The organism is Colwellia sp. KU-HH00111 (assembly GCF_040362745.1).
Taxonomy (GTDB): domain Bacteria; phylum Pseudomonadota; class Gammaproteobacteria; order Enterobacterales; family Alteromonadaceae; genus Colwellia.
This window is the reverse complement of sequence record NZ_BAABWO010000001.1, coordinates 209567-233187: the sequence shown is the minus strand read 5'-3', so window position 1 is coordinate 233187 and position 23621 is coordinate 209567. Positions and strand designations below refer to the sequence as shown.

Annotated in this window: 19 protein-coding genes; 7 read left to right on the top strand and 12 right to left on the bottom strand. The window is 38.8% G+C overall.

The window, feature by feature from the left end; translation table 11 throughout:
- The first annotated feature begins 29 nt into the window (after positions 1-29).
- The gene (locus ABXG98_RS00930) at positions 30-2048 is read left to right on the top strand and encodes a methyl-accepting chemotaxis protein (RefSeq protein ID WP_353536804.1); all 2019 of its coding nucleotides are present in this window, start codon (positions 30-32) and stop codon (positions 2046-2048) included.
- 329 nt (positions 2049-2377) lie between these two features.
- On the opposite strand, the gene ABXG98_RS00925 is transcribed toward ABXG98_RS00930, so the two are convergent.
- Positions 2378-4960, bottom strand: a complete 2583-nt coding sequence (locus tag ABXG98_RS00925; RefSeq protein WP_353536803.1) for a TonB-dependent receptor plug domain-containing protein — start codon at positions 4958-4960, stop codon at positions 2378-2380.
- Between the two features lie 576 nt (positions 4961-5536).
- Between ABXG98_RS00925 and ABXG98_RS00920 the strand changes: the two genes are divergently transcribed.
- A complete protein-coding gene (locus ABXG98_RS00920) occupies positions 5537-5743 on the top strand; it encodes a cold-shock protein (RefSeq protein ID WP_033092258.1) in 207 nt (68 codons plus the stop codon).
- A gap of 93 nt (positions 5744-5836) precedes the next feature.
- Here the strand turns inward: ABXG98_RS00920 and ABXG98_RS00915 are convergent, their stop codons facing one another.
- From ABXG98_RS00915 to arfB, 3 genes are all read right to left on the bottom strand, one after another.
- The gene (locus tag ABXG98_RS00915; RefSeq protein WP_353536802.1) at positions 5837-6682 is read right to left on the bottom strand and encodes an HDOD domain-containing protein; all 846 of its coding nucleotides are present in this window, start codon (positions 6680-6682) and stop codon (positions 5837-5839) included.
- A 222-nt stretch (positions 6683-6904) separates the two neighbouring features.
- Positions 6905-7756 (bottom strand): DUF2797 domain-containing protein, encoded by an 852-nt coding sequence (locus ABXG98_RS00910; protein ID WP_353536801.1) that lies wholly within the window; start codon positions 7754-7756, stop codon positions 6905-6907.
- Positions 7757-7800: 44 nt separating this feature from the next.
- A complete protein-coding gene (gene arfB / locus ABXG98_RS00905; RefSeq protein ID WP_353536800.1) occupies positions 7801-8214 on the bottom strand; it encodes an alternative ribosome rescue aminoacyl-tRNA hydrolase ArfB in 414 nt (137 codons plus the stop codon).
- Between the two features lie 53 nt (positions 8215-8267).
- Here arfB and ABXG98_RS00900 point away from each other — a divergent pair, with 53 nt between their 5' ends.
- Together ABXG98_RS00900 and ABXG98_RS00895 are read left to right on the top strand one after the other, a co-directional pair.
- Entirely contained in the window at positions 8268-8555 is a 288-nt protein-coding gene (locus tag ABXG98_RS00900; protein ID WP_353536799.1) for a GIY-YIG nuclease family protein, read from the top strand.
- A gap of 96 nt (positions 8556-8651) precedes the next feature.
- The gene (locus ABXG98_RS00895) at positions 8652-9377 is read left to right on the top strand and encodes a DUF3581 family protein (RefSeq protein ID WP_353536798.1); all 726 of its coding nucleotides are present in this window, start codon (positions 8652-8654) and stop codon (positions 9375-9377) included.
- A 15-nt stretch (positions 9378-9392) separates the two neighbouring features.
- Here the strand turns inward: ABXG98_RS00895 and ABXG98_RS00890 are convergent, their stop codons facing one another.
- The gene (locus ABXG98_RS00890) at positions 9393-9917 is read right to left on the bottom strand and encodes a hypothetical protein (RefSeq protein ID WP_353536797.1); all 525 of its coding nucleotides are present in this window, start codon (positions 9915-9917) and stop codon (positions 9393-9395) included.
- Positions 9918-9996: 79 nt separating this feature from the next.
- Here ABXG98_RS00890 and ABXG98_RS00885 point away from each other — a divergent pair, with 79 nt between their 5' ends.
- A complete protein-coding gene (locus ABXG98_RS00885; RefSeq protein WP_353536796.1) occupies positions 9997-10857 on the top strand; it encodes a DNA ligase in 861 nt (286 codons plus the stop codon).
- Positions 10858-10936: 79 nt separating this feature from the next.
- Here ABXG98_RS00885 and ABXG98_RS00880 read toward each other — a convergent pair whose 3' ends face one another.
- The 7 genes from ABXG98_RS00880 to rplM all read right to left on the bottom strand — a co-directional run bounded on the left by ABXG98_RS00880 (position 10937) and on the right by rplM (position 20254).
- Complete coding sequence (locus ABXG98_RS00880; RefSeq protein ID WP_353536795.1) at positions 10937-11839, bottom strand: class I SAM-dependent methyltransferase; 903 nt, start codon at positions 11837-11839, stop codon at positions 10937-10939.
- Positions 11840-11955: 116 nt separating this feature from the next.
- Positions 11956-13380 (bottom strand): sodium-dependent transporter, encoded by a 1425-nt coding sequence (locus ABXG98_RS00875; protein WP_353536794.1) that lies wholly within the window; start codon positions 13378-13380, stop codon positions 11956-11958.
- 182 nt (positions 13381-13562) lie between these two features.
- Entirely contained in the window at positions 13563-14405 is an 843-nt protein-coding gene (locus ABXG98_RS00870) for an HDOD domain-containing protein (protein ID WP_353536793.1), read from the bottom strand.
- 49 nt (positions 14406-14454) lie between these two features.
- A complete protein-coding gene (locus tag ABXG98_RS00865) occupies positions 14455-14922 on the bottom strand; it encodes an Lrp/AsnC ligand binding domain-containing protein (protein ID WP_353536792.1) in 468 nt (155 codons plus the stop codon).
- A gap of 143 nt (positions 14923-15065) precedes the next feature.
- Positions 15066-18917 (bottom strand): bifunctional proline dehydrogenase/L-glutamate gamma-semialdehyde dehydrogenase PutA, encoded by a 3852-nt coding sequence (gene putA / locus ABXG98_RS00860; protein ID WP_353536791.1) that lies wholly within the window; start codon positions 18915-18917, stop codon positions 15066-15068.
- Between the two features lie 512 nt (positions 18918-19429).
- Complete coding sequence (gene rpsI / locus ABXG98_RS00855; RefSeq protein WP_353536790.1) at positions 19430-19822, bottom strand: 30S ribosomal protein S9; 393 nt, start codon at positions 19820-19822, stop codon at positions 19430-19432.
- Between the two features lie 3 nt (positions 19823-19825).
- Positions 19826-20254, bottom strand: coding sequence for a 50S ribosomal protein L13 (gene rplM, locus ABXG98_RS00850; RefSeq protein ID WP_353536789.1), 429 nt, complete (start codon positions 20252-20254; stop codon positions 19826-19828).
- Between the two features lie 969 nt (positions 20255-21223).
- Here rplM and ABXG98_RS00845 point away from each other — a divergent pair.
- Both ABXG98_RS00845 and pilB read left to right on the top strand, forming a co-directional pair.
- Complete coding sequence (locus ABXG98_RS00845; protein WP_502901526.1) at positions 21224-21634, top strand: pilin; 411 nt, start codon at positions 21224-21226, stop codon at positions 21632-21634.
- A 207-nt stretch (positions 21635-21841) separates the two neighbouring features.
- A complete protein-coding gene (gene pilB / locus ABXG98_RS00840) occupies positions 21842-23542 on the top strand; it encodes a type IV-A pilus assembly ATPase PilB (protein WP_353536787.1) in 1701 nt (566 codons plus the stop codon).
- Positions 23543-23621 lie beyond the last annotated feature (79 nt).

The following is a 23621-nucleotide window of genomic DNA, read 5'->3' as shown; positions in this document are numbered from 1 at the left end:
CATTTGCTCAAAACTAATCGGTGGTATATATGAATTTAACTGTAGCTAGAAAAATAATTGGTGGCTTTACCATCATTACCATTCTACTTATTTCAACAAGTGCTATTTCATGGCTCAATTTAAACACAATAAGTGATTCAACCGATCAACAAAATCAGCTCGCTATTCCAACCTTAAAGGGCAGTAACAAACTCGCTTTACAACTCAGTCAGATGTCAAACTCGACACTTAAAGGTTTTTATCAATCCGATCTTAATTTACTCGCTAACAACTTAAGCGCATATAAGGCGACAAGCGCGCAGTTTTCTCCAGCCTTGACCCAACTTAAAGCGCTGGTCCAAAATGAAGGCGAATTAAATAGCAACTTAAGCCAAGCAACTAGTTTTTTTAATCAATTTGAACAGCAAGCGTTAGCAGTATTTGACAATAGAAAAACATCCATAGAACAAAAAAACAGCTTAAGTACTAAAGTCTCTGATCTAGAAGAGAAAGCCGATGATGCAGTAACGTTGTTATTAGATTTAGCCGATCACCGATTAGCAGAAACTAAACTGCAACGCGCTATTAACTTAAGTGAACAATTAGAAAATCAATTTAATGCCATTGTGTCATCGTCATTAGAATATCGCGATACCTTATCGGATAGTACAGCCGAGCTTATTAAAAGTGAAATATCCTATAGCTTGCAAGGTGCTCAAAGTTCAGTTAACGAAATTATTGCTGAGTTAAGCATGAATAGTATTGATGATGTTGCTGAAGAATTATCTGAATCTTTTACAGATATAGAAGCCTTACTCTCAGTTGATACCGGCATTTTGTATCATAAAAGTCTACAACTTTCAGCTAACCAAAAAGCCATAGACATGCTGGCCGCTGAAGAGAAAAACACAGTAAAAGTGAACAAAATTTTAGATAGGCAAGTAGAGTTAGCCAATCAAGCAACTCTTGAAGCAAGTGAACGTGTCAAAGATTCAGTTTCTAGTGGTAACAGCAAAACTATCGCAATTGCTCTTGGTTCAATCCTAATTGCTATTGTAATCGCCAGCTTCACTTTAGTGAGCATTACGCGCCCATTAAGTCGTGTTAATGATATGCTTAAAGTCATTGCATCGGGTGATCTCTCTTTGAAACTTGATGAAAGCGGCCGTGATGAGTTTGCCCTATTATCTAAAAATTGTAACCTACTGATCGATAGCTTACGCAACTTAATCGAAGGGATCGTCAATCGTTCCTCTCAACTGGCCGCGGCCGCAGAGCAAACATCAGCAGTAACGACTGAAAGCACTACTGCCATTGAAGAGCAACGCAATCAAGTTGAACAAGCAGCTTCAGCAACCACAGAAATGAGTAGCACTTCTCAAAGTGTACTAGCGAGCGCTAACGATGCCTTAGGTGAAATCAAACATGCAGACGATGAAGCCGAGCGTGTTAAAACCATTTCTGGTCGTAACCGTAATACCATTGAGCAATTAGCTAGTGAGGTTGACTCAGCAGCTCAAGTCATTCATCAACTACAACAAGATAGCTCTTCTATAGGTGGTATATTAGATGTTATTAGAGGAATCTCAGAGCAAACCAATTTACTAGCTTTAAATGCAGCTATTGAAGCAGCTAGAGCTGGTGAGCAAGGAAGAGGTTTTGCCGTTGTTGCTGATGAAGTAAGAACCCTTGCTAGTAGAACACAAGAGTCTACCTCTGAAATACAAACCATGATAGAGTCCTTACAAGTTGGTGCAGGTAAAGCAGTATCTGTGATGGATGTTGGTAAAGCTAAAGCGGCCGATTGTGTCAGCCAATCAGAAGAAGCAGACAAAGCACTAGAAACCATTACTCATGCGGTTCATGAAGCGTTCGATCGTAGCTCACAAATAGCCACCGCGGCTGAAGAGCAAAGCCTAGTAGCCCATGAAATCAGTGAGAATTTAGAATCAATAGTCGCGATTGCTGAGCAAACTACCGCGGGAGCAAAACAAACAGCAGAGTCAAGCAGCGAAGTGGCTAAACTCTCTGAAGAGCTACAACAGTCTGTAAGAGAGTTTAAGTTATAATCCTGGGCATAACCTTCTTTCAGTTATGAACCACAATCAATTTAATATAAAAACCTGACATTGTTCAGGTTTTTTATTGCCGAATAAACGGTAGTTGATGGTGGAAATTCGTATCTAGGCTAGATTTATCCTTCACCCATAACCTGAGAATACAGCAGAGCATCACACAGTTTTAGGACAAATACCCCAAGATGAGTGTCTCAGAAAATCTGTTTACAGGCAGGGTGAGTCAAGCATAGTCCTGCTACAATCGACTTGTATGGAATGCCACTTACAAAAAACCCCAACGTGTGTTGGGGTTTGATTTCTACCAGCTAAACAGAGTACGTTTAGAAGTTATATTGAGCTTTTACGTAGTAGAAACCACCATTGTAGTCAAATGGTCCACTTTCGTAATATTTAGCACTAACAACCCCGTATGCGCCACCATTCTTTTGTAGCTCTTGCGCTTCAGTATCGAGAATGTTGTTAGCGCCCGCAGATAAGGTCCAGCTTTCATTAACAAAGTAGCTAACTTCAGCATCTAGGGTAAAGGATGAACCCGCTGTTTCTGACCAACCATAAGAGCTGTCAACATCTGGCTCATCAGCATGTGTTGCAAACCACTCACCAAAGTAATTGGCACGAACAAACATGCTAACATTCTCCCAGCTTTGTGCCATTGTTAAAGTACCACGGTGCTCTGGAATACCTTCTTCTAAGCGACGCACTTTAAATGCAGAGGTAAATAAACCCGCGTCATCTACTTCAGTGGCATTATAGTTATAGGCTAAACTAAATTTAGTGTCACCATCTAATAATGCCATTGAGTAGTTCGCAACAATATCAACACCTTGTGTAGTAGTGTCAAAATCATTAGCAAAGAAGGTAACTGAGCCTCCTAGCAATAGCTCTGGAGAAGGATATTTGCCTTTAAGATTCATTACATTCTGCTCTGTAATAAAAATCTTATCAGTTTGGGCAACACGATCTGTCACTTCAATATTATAGGCATCCACTGTCATAAAGAAATCGCCACTTTGGTAAACCGCACCAATAGCAAAACTTACAGACTCTTCTGGATCAAGTTCAACACCACCAAGTTCTGCTGATACTGGGTGAGTCGGCGGATAGGTTGCAGATTGGATTAATTCGCCATTAACCAGTGACGTTTGGGTATTTACCACACTTGCCTGACCAACGGTTGGCGCTCTAAAACCTGTTGAATGTGAAGCACGTAATGCCAATTCATCAGTGACTTGTAGCTGCGCAGTTAACTTATAATTTAACGTATCACCAAAAGAAGAAAAATCTTCATAACGCAATGCTGCGCCCAACAAGAAATCTTCAGTGATATAAGCTTCAACATCGACATAACCGGCAACACTTCGACGTGAATTTACGCCTTGTGATTCGGGAGAGAAACCAGCAAAACCATGCGAGCCAACGCTAAAGCCTTGATTAGCTAGAGGTCCTTGCGCCCATGACGCTTGTTCACCTGAAATAATTTCAAAACTTTCTTCACGCCATTCAAGACCTGCGGCAACATTAACAAGGTCTTCCAAGCCCATCTCAACACCTTTGCTTATATCAAAATTCACCGCTTTTTCTAATTGAATATAAGAGCCGGCTTCAAAAGCATTATTGGGTTGATCGGCATTGAGCGCGCCCATTGATGGATTCACTGTATTTACAAGCGTATAAGTCGATTTATTGCGCCCTACTGAGCCACTGATATCATATAAGGCTTCATCTAAGAATCCACCCTTTATCTCACCCTTGGTGCCTACCACTAAAGAGACATCGTTAATTTCACCAGTAAATTGTGGGGTATAACCACCTGGCATCAACTCATTAAATGCCCAACAATTATCATTATTGGCTACATTAGCAATATAATCAGGTTGCGTGAGAATATTATCCGAGGTGATAGCGATATTCGGACATGCCTCAGCATTACCATCCATTGCCCCCACCAATAACTCACCGGTTGCACCATCTGTGTATACACCACTTCGGCTATGTGGATTACGATAATAGTAACCACCAGTGCCTGTGCGGTCAGAATAGTTACCGAACATGTAGAATTCTTTATCGTTACCTAAATCAAGCCCTACATTGGCAAATAGGGTAATATCGTCTTCAACTTCTGGGTTACCCCATATCATCGCTGGGTCACCCACAGCAGTATTACCGGCATCAATTAACGCTTGTGCATCTGGACGTTGAATGCTTCGGCTAGTTGCATCAGCATTTTTATACTGAAACGACAGGTTGACAAAACCATCATCCGTAAAGGGTAAACCGATATTACCGTCAACAATAGTTTGATCGCCATCACCTTCAAAATACTCACCTTGGCGCACTGAAATAGAACCACCTTCAGCATCATCTTTTAATACAAAGTTCATTACACCTGCAATGGCATCTGAGCCATATTGCGCAGCGGCGCCATCACGAAGTACTTCAACTTGTTTCATCGCCACAGAAGGGATAACCGAGATATCGGGACCTTGAGCGCCATCATTCACACCACCCCCTTGGAAAGCCAGCACTGATGCACGATGACGACGTTTGCCGTTAAGTAATATCAAAGTAGAGTCTGAGGACAAACCACGCAAGTTCACTGGGCGAATAAATGAGGCAGCATCAGATATAGGTTGCTGACGAACGTTGAATGAGGGAACTGCTGCTTGCAGCATATCAAGCATATCGCTAGATGCATTTTTACCTAACTCATCACCACCAACAATATCGATAGGAACAGGCGAGTCAGCAACGGAGCGAGGTGCCGCTCTTGAGCCAACTACGGCAATGCGCTCAACGCTTTCTTCTTTCGCTGCGTCAGTTGCTTCTGCAGCATATGAAGTAGCAGTGCCTAATGCTACTCCCACGGCTAGTGCTAACGTAGTAGCACGAAATATAGTAGACATGTTATTTCCTTAATTGTTTTATATGTTATTTTTGCAACCTATATATCAAGCCATTGACCAAAAACCGTTTTTAGCCTAAACAAGATATTAGTGCTTATATTTTTTATGTTTATACTTTTTATGTTTATAGTGTTTTTTCATTTTTTATATAAAAAATCACTTGTTTACTTAGTATTTCACAATACTAACAACTCTAGTTATAAAACAGAGTTGAAAACTTTACAAGAGGGGTTACACGGAAAAATGTAACTCGATTTACACATTTATATTATTGGCTCATAGATCCTAGCAAACAATCCTAGCAAACAAGGTGATACATAATGGGTAATCAACTAAATCAACTAAGAATTTACTCGCAAAAAAATTATAATTGTTGACAACATCCTCTACCGCTTTATAATGCAGGGCGCTTGAAGTTAGTTTTATATTTTTGTACACCATTTCGCTGTTATTGTTCTTCTATCAATTTTAAGATTTAACACGTCCTGTTTTATAAGTAATAGCAACACTTTTTAGCAAACCTGCTTTTTATTATTTAAAAAGCTCAATTACTCATAAATAAATTAGGATATAGATATGTCTACAACTACTGGTACAGTAAAATGGTTTAACGAAGCTAAAGGTTTTGGTTTCATCGAGCAAGAAAATGGTCCAGACGTTTTCGCTCATTTCAACGCAATCGTTGGCGAAGGTTTTAAAACATTAGCTGAAGGTCAAAAAGTTGAATTCACAGTTACTGATGGTCAAAAAGGCCCTCAAGCTGAGAACATTGTTGCACTTTAGTTTTTACTAATTAGTGTTACAAAAAAAGCGAGGCTCTTCCAGAGTAACTCGCTTTTTTTATGCCGGTAAGTTTACCTTGCTCAAAAGACTTTATTAATAAATAGTTACCGATGCGGGGCTTAAGGTTGATAAAATCGCTAAACGTTCAAAATTACAAAAATCTATCGCATCACTGATCATTTCTTTATCAATTCCTAAAGCGCTAAATTGTCTGTCATTAACCAGTTGCTGCAAACGCTTTTGCGTTAACACTGTTTGCTGAGCCATAATACGTTTTGCTATATACAACAACTGTGCTTCAGTATTGGTTAAGGTAAAATCCCCCTCATCTTGATTACGTATTGGCGCAACTAAATTATAAGGCAGCTGCCAAAGTTTCAATAATTCCGCCCCACATTCTCCATAGGTAAATTTTAAAACCGCTTGCTGTTTTTCCCAAGGCAAACAATCTTGTTCTCCGCATTGGCATTCAGCCACCTTGTCAGCACAAACCTGTTTAACCACTAGCTCACCCACATTATGTAAAAGCCCTAATATGAATAAACGCTCGGCATTTGGCACTTGCAAGCTGCAACCTAAAAACTTTATCAATAATGCGCAATCAACACTGTTGCCCCAAAAATCATCAAAGTAACCTAACTCAAAATCATTATTTCTAAAGGCTTGGGTAGAAAAAAAAGCAATGACTAAATTATAAACCTCAGTGATGCCTAGTACTAATACCGCTTTTGAAATTGTGTCTATTTTACCTGGGTAATTAAAAAATGAACTATTAGCCAACTTCAAAACAGCGCCTGCTAAAGCCGGATCAATTAATATCACGTCACTAATATCATCAATTGTCGATGACTCATCATCTATCAGTTCTTTTATGCGAATAAATGAATCCGATAAAACAAAAATATCTTCTGCTTGCTCAGCGTAATCAGTGGCTGTCATAAATATTCATCCGATAATATTATTAGTTATTAGTTATTAGTTATTAGTTATTAGTAAAATAATAGAGCTTATGCTAATGCAGGTTGAGCGTAAAGCAAACCATAGGACAACCCATAGGCAATAAATGCGCCTACAACAGCTCGCTTACTTTATACTAAGCTCAGAGCATTAACATCTATAGTTTTAAATCTAGCACAATTTTAGGCAAAGCTTATTAAAAAATTAATATTCAACACTTATTTGATAAGATGAAAACTTACGCATATTAATAACACCTTGTTCAAAGATTAAATATTGCCCCTTAATTCCCAACAAAATACCGGATACTCTTGGTGTTTTATCAAAATTAAACGAGCTAATTTTTGTTAAGTACTGGCTAACAGGATAAGAGATATTAACCACCTCTTCATCTAACAATTGTACTGCATCATCACCAAACTTTAAGGTGATATCCGCTAGGCGTTGCTTGATCTTTGGCACTAAAATTTGCGCTTGTACTTTTAAGTCCATAGGCTCATTGTCACCCTTAAGCATTGTTCGCCAGTTAGTTTTATCCCCTATAAATTCAGCAAGTGCCGTTTCCACTAAGCCCGATTGCAAACGCGTGCTTACTTTAAAAATGGGTAAGGCTTGGGTAGCACCTTGGTCAATCCAGCGGGTAGGAAGTTGGGTGTGTCTGGTAATCCCCACCTTCAACGCTGAAGTATTAGACAGGTAAACATAATGATCAACCATGCAATGTCTTTCCCCCCATTCTGGCTCTCGACAAGTACCTAGGTGGTGATGACAAGTTTCTGGTTTCATAATACACATATCACATTGGGCAAGCTTAGTCATACAAGGGTAACAAAAACCTTGCGAGTAGCTTTTCTTCGTAGTTTTACCACAATTTTTACACGCAATTTTGTGATGAAAGTCTAAGGTGAGCATTTTGCCTATAAGTGGGTTTAGCGCAATACTTTGCGATTGCCCTTCGTTATCGATAGCCGCTAAAGGAAGTTGATATTGTACCTGATTGTTATGATCTAAATGGGCGGTTAATTTTTCTAGTGCACCGATTTCTGAAATTGGCATGCATGCTCTCTATTAAGTTGAATTTGATTGTTCTAGGTTGAGTGTTAAAATTTAATTTTTTGTCGTGATTGCTTCACTGTTTTTTTATTTGCTTTATCCGTCAGTCGTCGCTGAATGGCGCCTTTAGTCGGTTTTGTCGCCCGTCTTTTTTTTTGTACTACCATCACAGCTAAAATAAGCGCTTTCAGACGTTGCAAGGCGTCTTCTTTATTCATTTCTTGTGTGCGAAACGATTGTGCTTTAATAATAATGATACCGTCTTTTGAAATACGACTATCTTGCGCTGCCAATAGTCGCTCTTTATAAACAGCAGGTAAAGAGGAGCGATTAATATCAAATCGTAAATGAATTGCGGTTGCCACTTTGTTAACCCGTTGACCACCATTCCCCATTGCACGGATAGCAAGCAACTCTATTTCCCAATCAGCTAGGCTAACACTATTTGATATCTGTAACACTTTTCTTTACCATCCGTTCATCTTAATTATTTCTCTGGTCTCAACCAATAAGAATGACTGCAACTACTACAAGCACCTCTTGGTTTGTTTATCTACTGCGTTGTAGCGATGACAGCCTTTACGCTGGTATCACCACAGATATCCAACGACGCTTACATGAACACAATAATACCAAGCTTGGCGCTAAGTATACTAGAGCAAGACGGCCAGTAACACTTGCTTTTATTGAAAGTTCCACTGATAAAAGCGCCGCGAGCAAACGTGAGTACCAACTAAGAAAACTAACAAAAATAGCAAAAGAATCGCTAGTAAGCACTTACCTACAGGCTAATAAACAATAATAGAGGTCTGTTCAGTGCTTTTTTTAGGATTTATTTAAAAAACACTGTTAGAATGCCCCGTTTTGTAAAATGAAGTGATAAACTAGGCCTGTAAAAATGACCCAAAATACCCCAATGCTTATTGAGCAATACTGCGCAATTGATAGTGATAAAATTAGTTTTAGTCGCCAACAAGGCAGTGATTTTGCCAAACAAGTAGCGGATGATTTTAATCCTTTGCACAATATAGACGCCAAACGTTTTTGTGTACCTGGTGATTTATTATTTTCTGTGATTATCGCCAAAGCCGGTTTGCATAAAGAAATGAGCTTTAACTTTTCAGGTATGGTCAATGATGGTGTTGCGCTGCATTTCCCTACCGAGATCAATAATTGTTTTGATGTCGTCGACGATGATAACAAAACCTATTTAACTGTAGAAGCTGAAGGCGAAAAAACGCTTTGTCCGGCATTGATTAATGCATTAACCAAAGCCTATGTTGATTTTTCAGGCCACACCTTTCCCGGTATTTTAGTTAAGCTAATGGCTGAAAACAATGTCATGATAAACCCCGCACGCCCTATGGTCATGTATCAATGCATGAAAATAAACTTAGATCGACTTGATATTTCCACCCTTTCTTTACAGCTTGCTCAAACAAGCTTGTCTATTGACGGCAAACGAGGTGACGCTTGGCTAGATTTTGATTTAATCAGTGAAGGAGAAGTGGTTGGTCATGGTAAAAAACATATGTTATTAAGCGGGTTACGTGAATACTGCCAAAGCAATATTGATGCTATGGTAGCACAATATACACAGAGTAAAGCAAACTACTGTGCATAACTTTCGATGCCTGAGCTACTGGGCATCGCCAACTATACTGTAATTATCTTCAAAACTTGCTCGTTGCTTTTGCTTATCTTCACTGCAAAAAGCAAATACTTGCAAATTATTCGGTCTTTGACATCTACTTGGTTGTTGGTAATACCTCAACCATGCCCGTTTTTTATCACCTTGATAATTTGACTTGATCACTATGGCGTTGCTGGTTCTAAAAGGCGAACCTACGGATGTTTGTTTTCTGCTGCTATGCTTTTTTTTATCCGCTTTTGCACTATGTTGCACTTTTTTGCTAGCGCGCTTTTTCCGGCTTTTTTTCTTGGCTTTTTTACCTCGCCCTTGCTCGCATTGCCACCATTTATCACGCGCTTTATCTTCACGCGCACGCAAACTTCGCCCACGGGTTGAGGAATAACCATTGCGTTGCATTGCTTGAATATTGTGCAGCTTTGTTAAAAGGGATTTGCAGCGTTTTTTCGCATGGGTTACAGGAGAAAGCAAATAAAGCAAACTCAATAACAACACTAAAGTGAACCGTAGCATATTCAATCCTTGAATTAATTTTCCATACTCCTAAAAGTAGACTACGCTTAAACAAATATCAATAACATGGATGTGACTGATGAAAACTTACTTTCTTATCTTGCTGCTATCTCTATTTTCTATTAACCAAATAAACGCACAAGATCACCGAAAAAAAACCATTACGATAAAACCGGCACTGCAGCATGCTAAAACATATCAAGCTGTTAATGATATCAGTAACTATTGGCTATCTGAAAAGCTTGATGGCATAAGAGGTTACTGGGACGGTGCAAGACTAATCACTCGCCAAGGCAAAGTAATTAATAGCCCAGTATGGTTTACCAAAAATTGGCCTAAAACAGCTATGGACGGAGAATTGTGGATTGCCCGAAATTATTTCCAACAAACCCTTTCATGCATCAAAAAAGAAAGTAAACATAAGCCCTGCTGGCGTAAAATACGTTTTATGATTTTTGATTTACCGCACAATCGCCAAACCTTTACCGAGCGCATCGTTAAGATGAAAACCCTCACCACTGAAACAAACTCCCCATATTTAACAATGATTAAACAATTCAAGGTAACAAACCCTACTGAGCTAGCGATAAAACTAAACACCATTAGTGACAATAAGGGCGAAGGATTAATGCTGCACCTTGGCAGTGCTTATTATCATGTTGGTAGAACAGCAAATATAATGAAATTAAAAAAGCATCAAGACAGTGAAGCTGAGGTTATTGCTCATCTTGCTGGTAAAGGCAAATATCAAGGCATGTTAGGAGCAATTCGTGTAAAAATGGCTGATGGTGTTACGTTTAAAATAGGCTCAGGATTTAGCGATTATGAACGCGCCAACCCACCACCAATAGGAAGCATCATCACCTTTCAATATAACGGTACCACCTTGGCTGGGATACCGAGATTTGCTCGATTTTATCGAATAAGAGCCAATAACTGACCCTTATAATATTGCGACTTACAGCCAATCAGATATAGCGATAAAACAGCTTATGGCCAACCCTATTTAACCATTAACCCTAGCGTTGTGGCTGATAATTAAAAATAAGTACTTTAAGCCCTTTGCCTTGATGTGCTTCTTTGAACACCTCAGGGTTGGTAATACCACGTTCAAACACACATTCAGGGCATTCACGGGCAACTTCACTCTTTAAAAATTGCTCATCTAAATCAGGGGAGTTTAAGCACAACATCAATTTAGCACCACTATTCATCCATTGTGGGATTTTACGAAGGATTTTAGCGTAATCGCGCTCAATATTAACACTGCCTTTTTGAAATGACGGCGGATCGCAAATCAGCAGGTCGTATTGACCATATTTTTTGATCCGGCTATTTGACTTAAAAATATCAACCCCTTCAAAAATTATCTGTTTCCCTTGTTTTTTCGACAGTTTGTTCAGCTGATGATTTTCCCGTCCTTTACTTAACGAGGCTTTACTTAAATCAATATTGACCACTTTGCTTGCCCCGCCTGCTATTGCTGCAACAGAAAAAGCACAGGTATAAGCAAACAAGTTAAGCACTTGTTTATTTTGGGCGTTTTCCTTCACCCATGAACGTCCATTAGCCATATCCAAAAACAGACCACTATTTTGTGCTTTACCAAATTCAATGTGATAACACAGCTCCCCTTCGGTCACTATGGTATGAGTGATCACTTCACCTAATAATACCTCAGTAGGAGCAAATTTTTGATAACGATGCTGAACTTGCACGCTACGACAGCTTGGTATTAATGCTTGCAAGGCATGAGCTTGTGCTAACAGCCAGGGTGCATCAACGGCTTGATATAAAGTAATTAATACAACAGGAGCGAACCAATCCACATTAACATGGGCTAGGTTCTCATAGGCATGACCTCGACCATGAAAAAGTCGTTGGCAGTGAGTAAAGTCAGTGGCGTTTATATATTCAATCATGGTAATAAGGTCAATCAAGCGTCAAAGAAAAAGCCGAGCAATGATAGCATTGCTCGGCTTAGTCTGCCAAAATCTTCTAACTTTATACCATTAATAAGATTAACTTTCTTACCCGCTTAAAAACCAAACAAACTGACAGCAAAAAACTTTTGCGCTACGGTATTAACAAAAATAACCAGAACAATAGCGGGAATAAAGGTTCCTAGCGAAAAATTAATATACTTTTCTACCCAAGACCCAATGTAACTATCGTTACCTATACTCAAATGTTCAGACAAGTTTTTCTTTTTCCAACGATAGCTAACGAATACACACAGTAAAAAACCATTAAGGGGTAAAATTGTATCGTAGAACACATCATAAACAATATCGAAGAAAGAGCGGCTAGCTCCCGCATACGTAGTAAACTCAGTAAAGAAAGTCACCATGCCGAAAGAGAGTGTTGCAAAAACAGTTAAAATACCCGCCGTCATTAATAAAATAGATAACGCTTTTTTGCGACTATGCTTTTTCTCAGTAACTAAATAAGAAACCGGTACTTCCATAATTGACACTAAGGACGTGATTGCCGCGAAAAACACTAAAATAAAGAAAAATGCAGCAACAACACTCGCGCCAACATAACCAATAGACACTTGAAGTGCTAAAAATATTTTAGGTAAAAACGTAAATATTAACGATACCGAACTATCACTTAATTCGCTTGGGTTAATATTTGGGTTAAAAGAAAAAACCGCGGGTAAAATCATCAAACCAGCAATAAATGCCACACCTGTATCAGTAATAGCAACTAGCTTGGCTGAATTAGGAATATTGGTTTGATTATCAATATAGGAGCCATAGGTAATTAAGATACCCATACCTAAAGATAGCGAGAAAAAGGCTTGTGATAAGGCACCATTAACAACTTTAGGAGTAATTTTGTCTACATCAGGAATTAAGAAAAACTCTACACCGGCAAAGGCATTATCAAGGCTTAACACAAAAATAACCATGATGATTAACATAGCAAACAACGTCGGCATTAAGATCTTGGCGGCTTTTTCTATACCGTCTTTAACGCCGGCAACCAAAATAAAATTGACTATGGCGGCAACCACAGCCATTGCTACAAACAAATAAGGACTGTTTATAAATTCACTAAAGCCAGCATCGCTTGCTAAAAAATCTAAATCACCTGAAAGGGTTAACGTAATATAACCAAAAATCCAAACTGTGATTACCATATAAAAAACAGCAATCATAAACGGTGTTAATACACCTAATAGCCCAGCTGCACTCCACAAGCTACTATTATTACTTAACGTTTTATATGCGCCTACAGGCTCTTTGGCTGTTTTTCTGCCAACAGCCATTTCAGCTATCATTACTGGCAAACAGATTAAAAAAACAAACAGCGCATACATAAGCAAAAATGCCCCGCCACCATTTTTAGCTGCATTAACAGGAAAACCAACCAAGTTACCAATACCAACAGCCGAGCCTGCCGCAGCGAGAATAAACCCGATTCGGGAACTGAAATGCTCTCTAGATACGCTCATAAATTTCCTTCACTTATCGTTATATTTATTATTTAATGATTTTTATAAATCTATAGCTTTTTGAATTTAAGCTGCTTGATGCTAGCAAGCTTTGCTAATTTTGTCTCCTAAGCAAGCTGTATAGTAAAACTACGAAGTGTATAGTATTTTGTCCACTTTGCCCTTAACCTGCAATAAAAATACTAACGAGAAAATAATTTTGGGTTCATCACTGACAAAATTCCTGCGGCATCATTTGCCGCAATTTCAGTAACTTGCTCAATATCAATACGACTAAGTTTAACGCTTTTACACAAGGATTCATCGATGATTTGTTCATATTCAAATTCATCTTCATGACTGTCTATTAGCGCTAACCTTGATGCTAAATTCAATATTTTCACATCTTGATTGATTTGATTACTTTTAGCTTGATTAAAATGTCGAATAGGAATAATAATTTTTTCTGGTAATTGCCATATTTTAAGTAATTCAGCAGAAATATCTGTGTAGCTAAATCCTAATGCGAGCTCTTGTAAATCCCAAGGTAAATTATCTTGACTATATTGCTCACAACGCTGTGCAATCTCTGGGGTTATTTTTGCGACTAATAACTCACCAAAATTTTGCAATAAACCCGCAACAAAAAGTCGTTCAATATCTTTAATGCCAGCCTTAATTGCCAGGTTTTTGGTGACCAAACCACAATAAACACTCATTCGCCAAAAACGTTTTAAATCAATCGCTTGATTTTCAAAGTGCTTGAAAGCTGAAGCAGCAACATCCACTAGCATCATATTATAAACGGCTTGTGTACCAATAACGGTAATAGCACGAGAAATTGTACTTATCTGTCCGGGAAAACTATAAATGGCGCTATTGGCGATTTGTAATAATCTTGATGTCATTGAAGGGTCAACACTAATGACATTAGCAAAGTCACTGATTTCTGAGTTTTCATCTTCCATCAGTGCTTTTACTTTAAAGCAAGCATCAGGCAAAGCAAAAGAGCCATTAGCGTGTAGTGCGTATTCATGTGCGTTCATAGTATATCCAACATTATTTTTTTGTAAGTGAATAGCAAAATTATCCGATCTAAATAGGCACGCCCGTATCTTCTTTAATGTGCTCAGTTACCATGTAAGTATGAGTTTGTGACATTGCAGGTAAATCTGCAACCGCCTCAAGAATTGAGCGATAACTTTCTATATTGCTAAAACGTATCTTAAGTAAGTAATCATACCCTCCCGCCACTAAATGACATTCGACGACCTCTTTTATTTTGACTACTTCTTTTTTAAATTTCTGAAATACATCCGCAGTGGTTCTATCTAAGGTGACTTGTACAAAAGCAGTCATGTCAAAACCAAGCTTGCGGGCATCTAAAAAAGCGCCATAACGCTTAATGTAACCTTCTGTTTCTAAACGCTTAACTCTATCCAAGCAAGGGCTAGCACTTAAATTTACTTTTTGGGCTAAATCAACATTGGTAATACGACCATCTAGTTGCAACGTTTTTAAAATGGTCATATCAATACGATCTAAGGGCTTTGTTTTATTCATAAATAGTAAAACACTAGGTAATTCTGATATTAAACGATAATGCCATAGAAAATACTAATTAGGCAAATATCGATTAACACAAAAAAATGGCGTATGGTGAATACACCATACGCCAACAAACGTTATTAGCAAAGGGCTACTCTTTACTCATCGTCTTCAGTTAAGGTCATTAATGAAGTGTTACCACCAGATGCTGTGGTATCAATACTAATGGTTTTTTCGGTCACTAAACGTTGAATTAAGTTATCAAAGTACTCAGAAGTGATTACTGGCAAAATAGCACCTTGGCGCTGTGCAAGTTTTTCACTCATGTAATGCTTACGATCACAATTACTATCAACAACCACACCAGCAAGGGCAGGATGAGCTAACATTGCCTCTAAATGCGCAAGTTTTGCTACTTGTAAAACATCATCGCCAGCACCTGTTGCCATAAACTTATCCTTAAACGCCACGGCTTCTTCATAAAATAAGTCAGAGACAACAGACACCACTGTGTTACCTGTTGCTAGCGCAGTGACTAATGACATTACCCAAAAGTGAAAACTTACATTATCATCGGCAAAACAAAGGATTGTGCCACGGTTTTCTAGATAAATAACATTTGATTCACCCGTAGGCCCAGGTAAAACTTGTGGCTTTTTCATCCGTTTTTCAATATTAATTAATTGGTCGCGTGCTGATGCTAAAGTGCGATTTAAATTATCAGCAAGATCATCAACAATTTCGACATGGGCAATTTTTGCTAACAACTGACGCACACAAGAAATACGTGTATTAAGCTCTGTTGCACGCCAAAACTTTTCCGCTGTTTCTGCTTTGTTCATAAAGCTAACGGCTTCATTTTGGGTATTAATATCACCTTCTAATGCCAATATCTGAGATGGGGTAAAATTAACAATATTTTCATCCGGTGTTGCTTTTTCAATCACGAGACGAGAAAGATAATTAGGACCACCTGCTTTAGGACCTGTTCCAGAAAGGCCACGTCCACCAAAGGGCTGTACCCCGACAATAGCACCGATCATATTGCGATTAATATAAACATTACCTGCACGTGAAAGTTTAGCTAGGTCAATGGCTCTGTGCTCAATACGGGTGTGAATACCCATGGTTAAGCCAAATCCCGTGCCATTTACTTTTTCAATGACCTGCTCGATCTCATCGCCTTTAAAGCGAACCACATGTACACAAGGACCAAAAACTTCCTTGGTTAACACCTTGATATCATCAATTTCGTACAGGCGCGGAGCAAAGAAGTAGTGACCGTCTTGCTCATTAACTTCGCTGCCCAAGTTACACTGATAAACAAGTTTACCGTGCGTTTGCATATATTCGCTATGCGCATTAAGGGTGTCTAGGGCTTTTTGATCAATAACCGGCCCCACATCGGTACTTAATTTTGCTGGATTGCCAATGTGTAGCTCAGCTAAGGCACCTTTGAGCATAGATACCACATTATCGGCAATATCCTCTTGCACAAATAATACTCTTAAGGCTGAGCAACGCTGTCCTGCTGATTGAAAGCCTGATGAGATGACATCATCAACCACTTGCTCTGGCAGCGCGGTCGAGTCAACAATCATACAGTTTTGGCCACCGGTTTCTGCAATTAATGGCACTTGGTCGCCGCCACGCTCAGCAAGAGTTTGCGAAATTCGTGTACCAGTTTCCGTCGAGCCGGTAAACATTACCGCTGCAATTCGATCATCAGGCACAATCGTGCTACCCACTAAACTACCGCGTGCAATAACGGCTTGCACCACATTTTGTGGTAAACCAACCGAGTGCATTAATTCGATGGTTCTTAGTGCTATTAAACCTGTTTGCTCTGCTGGCTTAGCTAATACAGTATTGCCTGTAGCAATGGCTGCTGCCACCTGCCCTAAAAATATTGCTAACGGGAAGTTCCAGGGGCTAATACAAAGCACGACACCTCGAGCTTCAAGGCGCTCATCTTGATCTTGCTCAATGGCTCTTGCCGCATAATAACGACAGAAGTCGACGGCTTCACGTACCTCATCAATACCATCTTGTGCCACCTTTCCAGCTTCTTTGATACACAAAGCTATGAGCTCATCCATGTGACGCTCTAAAATATCGGCAATACGGCACAATAAGGCAGCACGATCGGCAACATCGGTTTTTGACCAAGACGCAAAAGCGGCTTGTGCTTTGTCAATCATCACTAACATATCATCTTTGCTATGATGCTGATGAAAACCAATAATTTCAGTAAGGTTAGCTGGGTTTCTTACTGCGTGAGCCCCTTCGGGCACATCATTTTTATTGAGTAAGCTATCCACTAACCAATTGTCTAACGCTAATTTTAACGGCGTTATTCTATTGATATCGGTTAAATCTAAACCTTTTGAATTATCACGACCATCAGCCGCCCCTTTGCCTTGGTTGTTATTTTCATTGCGGTATAGATCCAGCGGCATAATGATTTGATTATTGTACTTATCTTTTAAACGCTGAGTTTTTTCAACAGGATCAACCAGCAAAGATTCAACTGGCAGAGATTCATCAACAATCGCATTAACAAAAGAAGAATTAGCGCCATTTTCTAACAAGCGACGCACCAAGTATGCAAGCAAGTCTTCATGTTGACCTACCGGCGCATAAATACGGCATTGAATCCCTTCTTGTGAAACAATTTGATCATACAAAGAATCCCCCATACCGTGTAAGCACTGAAACTCAAAGCCTTCTTTGTCATCTCCCGCCAGTTCAACGATAGTGGCAGCACTATAAGCATTATGTGTAGCAAATTGCGGATAAATGCTATCGCGATAATCAAGTAATTTGTTAGCACAGGCGTGGTAAGAAACATCGGTTGATGATTTACGGGTAAATACCGGAAAGTGACTTAAACCATCTTTTTGGGCATTTTTGATTTCTGTATCCCAGTACGCCCCTTTAACCAAACGCACCATCATTTTTCTATTGGTTCTAAGGGTTAATTCACGTAACCAGTCAACCACAAAAATAGCACGCTTTTGGTAAGCTTGTAGTGCAATACCAAAACCCTGCCAATCGCCTAAATCAGTATCACTAAACACCGCTTCAATAATGTCTAATGAAATATCTAAACGCTCAGATTCCTCAGCATCAACGGTCAACCCAATGTTATATTGCTTAGCTTGCAAACATAACATTTTTAATTTAGGGACAATTTCATTCATCACTCGTGCGCGATGAGTAAATTCATACCGCGGGTGAATAGCCGAAAGTTTTACTGAAATACCCGGCACTCTACGAGGATCATTTTTACCTGAGTTTTTGGCTACTTGTCCGATAGTTTCTATAGCATCTTGGTATGATTTCAAATACCGCTGAGCATCAGCCATAGTACGAGCACCTTCACCTAGCATGTCATAGGAATAGACATAACCTTTTTGTTCCTTTTCTGCCGCTCGTTTGGTTGCATCTTCAATGGTTTCACCCATAACAAACTGCTTACCCATAATTTTCATTGCATAGTTCATTGACTTACGAATGACAGGCTCACCTAAACGTCCCACTGTTTTTTTCAATAGACCAAATCTGTCTTGATTACGCTTATCAGCATAATTAACCATAGAGCCAGTAATTAACAATCCCCATGAAGAAGCGTTAACAAATAATGATTCACTAGCCCCTAAGTGAGAGCTCCATTGCCCTTGAGAAATTTTGTCACGAATTAGCGCATCTTGAGTATGTTTGTCAGGCACTCGTAATAATGCCTCTGCTAAGCACATTAATACTACACCTTCCTCTGATGACAGTGAGTATTCATTTAACAAAGCATCTATGGCACCATTGCCCTCTTGATCTTGACGTATTTGCAATACCATTTTACGTGCACGCTCCCAGGCGCGACTACGGGCACTGACATTCACCTCAGCTTCAGGCAAAATATGATCAACAGCAGTATTTTCATCAATTCGATAGAATTCACGGATTTTTTGACGGATAGGACAATCCGTTATTAATGAACCAGTAAAAAGCATGGGTAACCCTCTAAAGTAATCCAAAATGGAATTTCACCAAGTAATTAAGTTATCTTTCAACGCGAATTAACTCAAATTGGTGTCAGTATAGTAATTATATAGCAATAAATTGAAAGCGGATTTTATAGACAGAACCACAGAATGTGCTGGTTATTTTCGGCATTTATCAATTGATAATACTGATTTTTAAACAACATACAGTGCAATATACTGATCAAAGCTAAAGCATAAGAATATAGTTAATTTGTTGTTACCCAGTATGTGCTTTTGGGCTAGTAAAAGATGATAAAAAAGCGCTGCACGCACTGTATTTTTCTACCATTTATAGCAAGACATAAAAAAACCGACACAAGGTCGGTTTTTTGAAATCGTATATTAAAACGAAGAGTTGAATTCTAAATATTCTGGATTTAGACAAAGCCGTCAAATTATGAGCCCCTGAACTTAGACTTCTTAAGTGACTGGAGCGAATAATGCAGACAATGCCGTATAAATTCTGAATATGCCGAATTTTAACGTTTTGAGAACTGTGGTTTCTTACGTGCTTTATGTAAGCCCACTTTCTTACGCTCAACTTTACGTGCATCACGGGTAACAAAACCTGCTTGACGTAAACTAGAACGTAATGTTTCATCAAATTCCATTAATGCACGAGTAATACCGTGACGGATAGCACCGGCTTGACCAGAGATACCACCACCTACTACTGAGATATTGAAATCGAATTTCTCTAACATTTCAACTAATTCTAATGGTTGACGAACAACCATACGAGCCGTTTCACGACCGAAATATTCAGAAATGTCACGTTTGTTGATTGTGATTGCACCGTTACCAGCTTTCATAAACACACGAGCAGTTGAGCTCTTGCGACGACCAGTACCGTAATATTGATTATCAGCCATTGCTTACAGCTCCAAAAGTTGTGGTTGTTGTGCAGTATGCGCGTGCTCAGCACCAGCATACACTTTTAATTTGCGGAACATTTCACGACCTAAAGGACCTTTAGGTAACATGCCTTTAACAGCAAATTCAAGAACACGCTCTGGTGCTTTTTCAATTAGCTTTTCAAAGCTAATTTGCTTAAGTCCACCAGGGAATTCAGTATGCGAATAGTAAATTTTACCTTTCGCTTTATTACCAGTTACACGTACTTTCTCAGCATTAATAACAACGATATAATCGCCAGTATCAACATGAGGAGTATATTCTGGTTTATGCTTACCGCGTAAACGGGTTGCAATTTCAGTAGCGATACGACCTAAAGTTTTATCTTCGGCGTCCACTAAGAACCATTCGCGTTGTACGCTTGCTGGTTTAGCTACAAAAGTTTTCATTAAAAAACCCAATATTAAAAAGTTACTTAAATAACAAAGCAAACTGATAATAGCCACATGTGTGGGTAATAACGTTAGCTTGTTGGTTAATAATAGACTACGCAGTTACCCCTTCGAGTATCGAGTCTAGCGCCTTTAAACCCCTATTATAATGAATAAACCAAAGGAATATAAAACCAATGGAAACCCACAAACAAGACTATTTAAAGACAGTTTGTAACGTAGGGAGCGCGGATTATACAGAATAATAATCAGAAGATCACCTGCCTTTTGCAAATAAAAGGCTAATAGGGTAATTATTCTTGATAAAGGCATTAGTAAAGGTATAGGACAAGGCTAACCAACAAGATCGGATTTATCATTCTGTTTGGTTTGGTCAAGTTTGTTTGTTGCAATGTTTTCATGCTAGCCAGTATCACTTATAACCAATATCACTTATAACAACATACGCTCAACTGCTCAGTATGGTAACTCTAAAGCTATCTAACTAAAGCCAATAAGATAACAAAAAAGCAAGCAATCCATTCATTTTAAAGAAAAATAACAGCGTTTTTATATTTTTTTCTTTACAACTGGTACAACTTGTTTATATTTACAACCGCTATTTTTAAAATGAATTACAAAATTTGATTAAATTTATATTGTTTAATTAAAATAAATTCATATCACTTTCTGTTCAGCTCAATAAACGAATAATATTAATAATATTTTTTTTACAAAGGCCAAACAGAGTAATTTGTTTACTTTTAGCAAGATTTATTGCGGTTAAACACTGTAAATAAACGTTAATAGGCTGTTAAATGTGCTTGTTTGTGTTAATAAAAATCAACAAGCAAGTAAAAAACCTATTAAAAACAAAAAAAAACGCGACAATGTTTTACATTTCTTAAAATATATCGCATATTAACTTCAGCCCCCGTAGAAATTGAAGGATTTATAACTATGAAAAATTTAAACGCAATGAACAAAATGACTAACAAAGCCCAAAAAGGTTTTACACTAATTGAATTGATGATCGTTGTTGCGATTATCGGTATTTTAGCTGCCGTTGCTTTGCCGGCTTATCAGAATTACACTCAAAAAGCAAAATTCTCAGAAGTTGTCTTGGCCACCTCTGGTATAAAGACTCAAGTAGAATTATGTGCTCTTGACTTAGGGACTGTAACTGGTTGTTCAGATACAAAAACAGGTAATGGTTGGTCTATTTCTGCTATAGCTGCCTCTGGGTATGTAAGTAAAGTTGAGACTACTGATGGTGTTATAACCGCAACAGCAGTATCTACTGGTGGTTTTTCTGGTGAAACTGTAGAATTAAAACCTACTTTAACTGCAGGGAAAGTTAATTGGGTTAAAACTTGCTCAGACGCAACGCTTTGTTAAACATCTAATTAAACCGGGTCAAAGTGACATTAATCACTTTGTCTGAACTCATTTGTTTGTAAAAGCTCCTTAGGGAGCTTTTTTTATTTTAAATTATTACAATATCAACTCCACTGCAATAAATCTTTTGTGCTTTCCACCAAAACTACGTTACACTAAAAATTAGTGAGTTCATTGTGTCTATTCAAAAGGTTATCAGCAAACATTATGAAAGGAAGTCATCAACAATCCAGTGTTTTATCTGCGCTGTCCAAAGAACAGCTAGTTTCCCAAGCTAGTATTGATGATATTTGTGCCGATTATGCAGGTAAAAATAAGCCCTTTATCCGTTATTTGGTTGAAGATAAAAACATCGATGGAAACGCGATTGCTACGGTTTTAGCTAGCAATTTTGGCTACCCACATATTCAACTCACCAATTTCGACACCTCCTTAGTGCCTGAAGGTGTGCGTAATGAAAAGCTTATAACTAAACACAACGCCTTACCGTTATTTTTACGCGGTAAGGTACTGTTTGTTGCCATGTCTGACCCAACTAACCTTGAAGCATTAGAAGAGATTCAATTTAATACTGGCTATAGCACTGAGTTAGTATTAACCGATGAACAAGGTTTGCACGCTTGTATTGATAAAGTATTAGAAGATGAAAGTGATGCGCTTGATATCAGTGACATAGATTCAGATGAACTATCTGGGCTAGACGTTCAAGAAGATAAAAAAGAAGAGGACAGTAACTCAGGGGAAGATGATGCCCCGATAGTGGTATTTATTAACAAGATTTTACTCGATGCCATTAAACGTGGTGCCTCAGATTTACATTTTGAGCCCTATGAAAAATCGTTTCGCATTCGTTTTCGTATCGATGGCATTTTAACTGAAATTGCTAGTCCACCCGTAACCTTATCATCACGTATGGCAGCGCGCCTTAAGGTTATGTCAAAACTTGATATTGCCGAACGCAGAGTCCCTCAAGATGGCCGGATAAAGTTGGCCTTGTCAAAGAAAAAATCTATTGATTTTCGTGTCAGTACCCTGCCAACCATGTGGGGCGAAAAAATTGTTATGCGTATCCTCGACTCATCTAGCGCCATGTTAGGCATTGATATGCTAGGTTACGAGCCCGAGCAAAAGAAAATTTATATGGACGCCTTAGATCAACCCCAAGGTATGATTTTAGTAACAGGACCAACCGGCTCAGGTAAAACGGTTTCCTTGTATACTGGCCTAAATATTCTCAACACTGCTGAGCGTAATATCTCTACCGCGGAAGATCCAGTTGAAATTAACTTAGAAGGTATCAACCAAGTACAAATTAATAATCGTGCTGGCTTAACCTTTCCTAGTGCGTTACGCTCATTTTTACGACAAGATCCCGATATCGTTATGGTTGGTGAAATTCGCGATTTAGAAACTGCCGAAATTGCTATAAAAGCCGCGCAAACAGGTCATTTGGTATTATCCACTTTACATACAAATTCAGCCGCTGAAACCCTGACCCGCTTATTAAATATGGGCGTGCCATCTTATAATGTTGCCAGCTCAATTAGCATAATTATTGCCCAACGTTTAGCCCGGCGATTATGCCCACAATGTAAAGCCCCGGAAGAGCTAACCAAAGAGCAGCTGGCTCAACAGGGCTTTCCTGCTGACAAACTAAGTGAAATAAAACTTTTTAAAGCGGTAGGCTGCGAGCAATGTACTGCAGGCTATAAAGGACGGGTGGGTATTTATGAAGTGATCAAAATTAGCCCCGAAATTTCATCAATCATTATGGAAGGGGGGAACTCACTTGATATTGCCAAACAATGTCAAAAAGAGGGTTACAATAATTTAAGGCAATCGGGTTTACAAAAAGCAATGAGTGGCATGACCAGTCTTGAAGAGATCAATCGAGTGACCAGCGCCTAGGCATAATTTTTAAAACACAAAAAATAAGAAGTTGACAAGTAAAAACGAACCAACAAGCAGTCGCGTAACAGCTAAACTC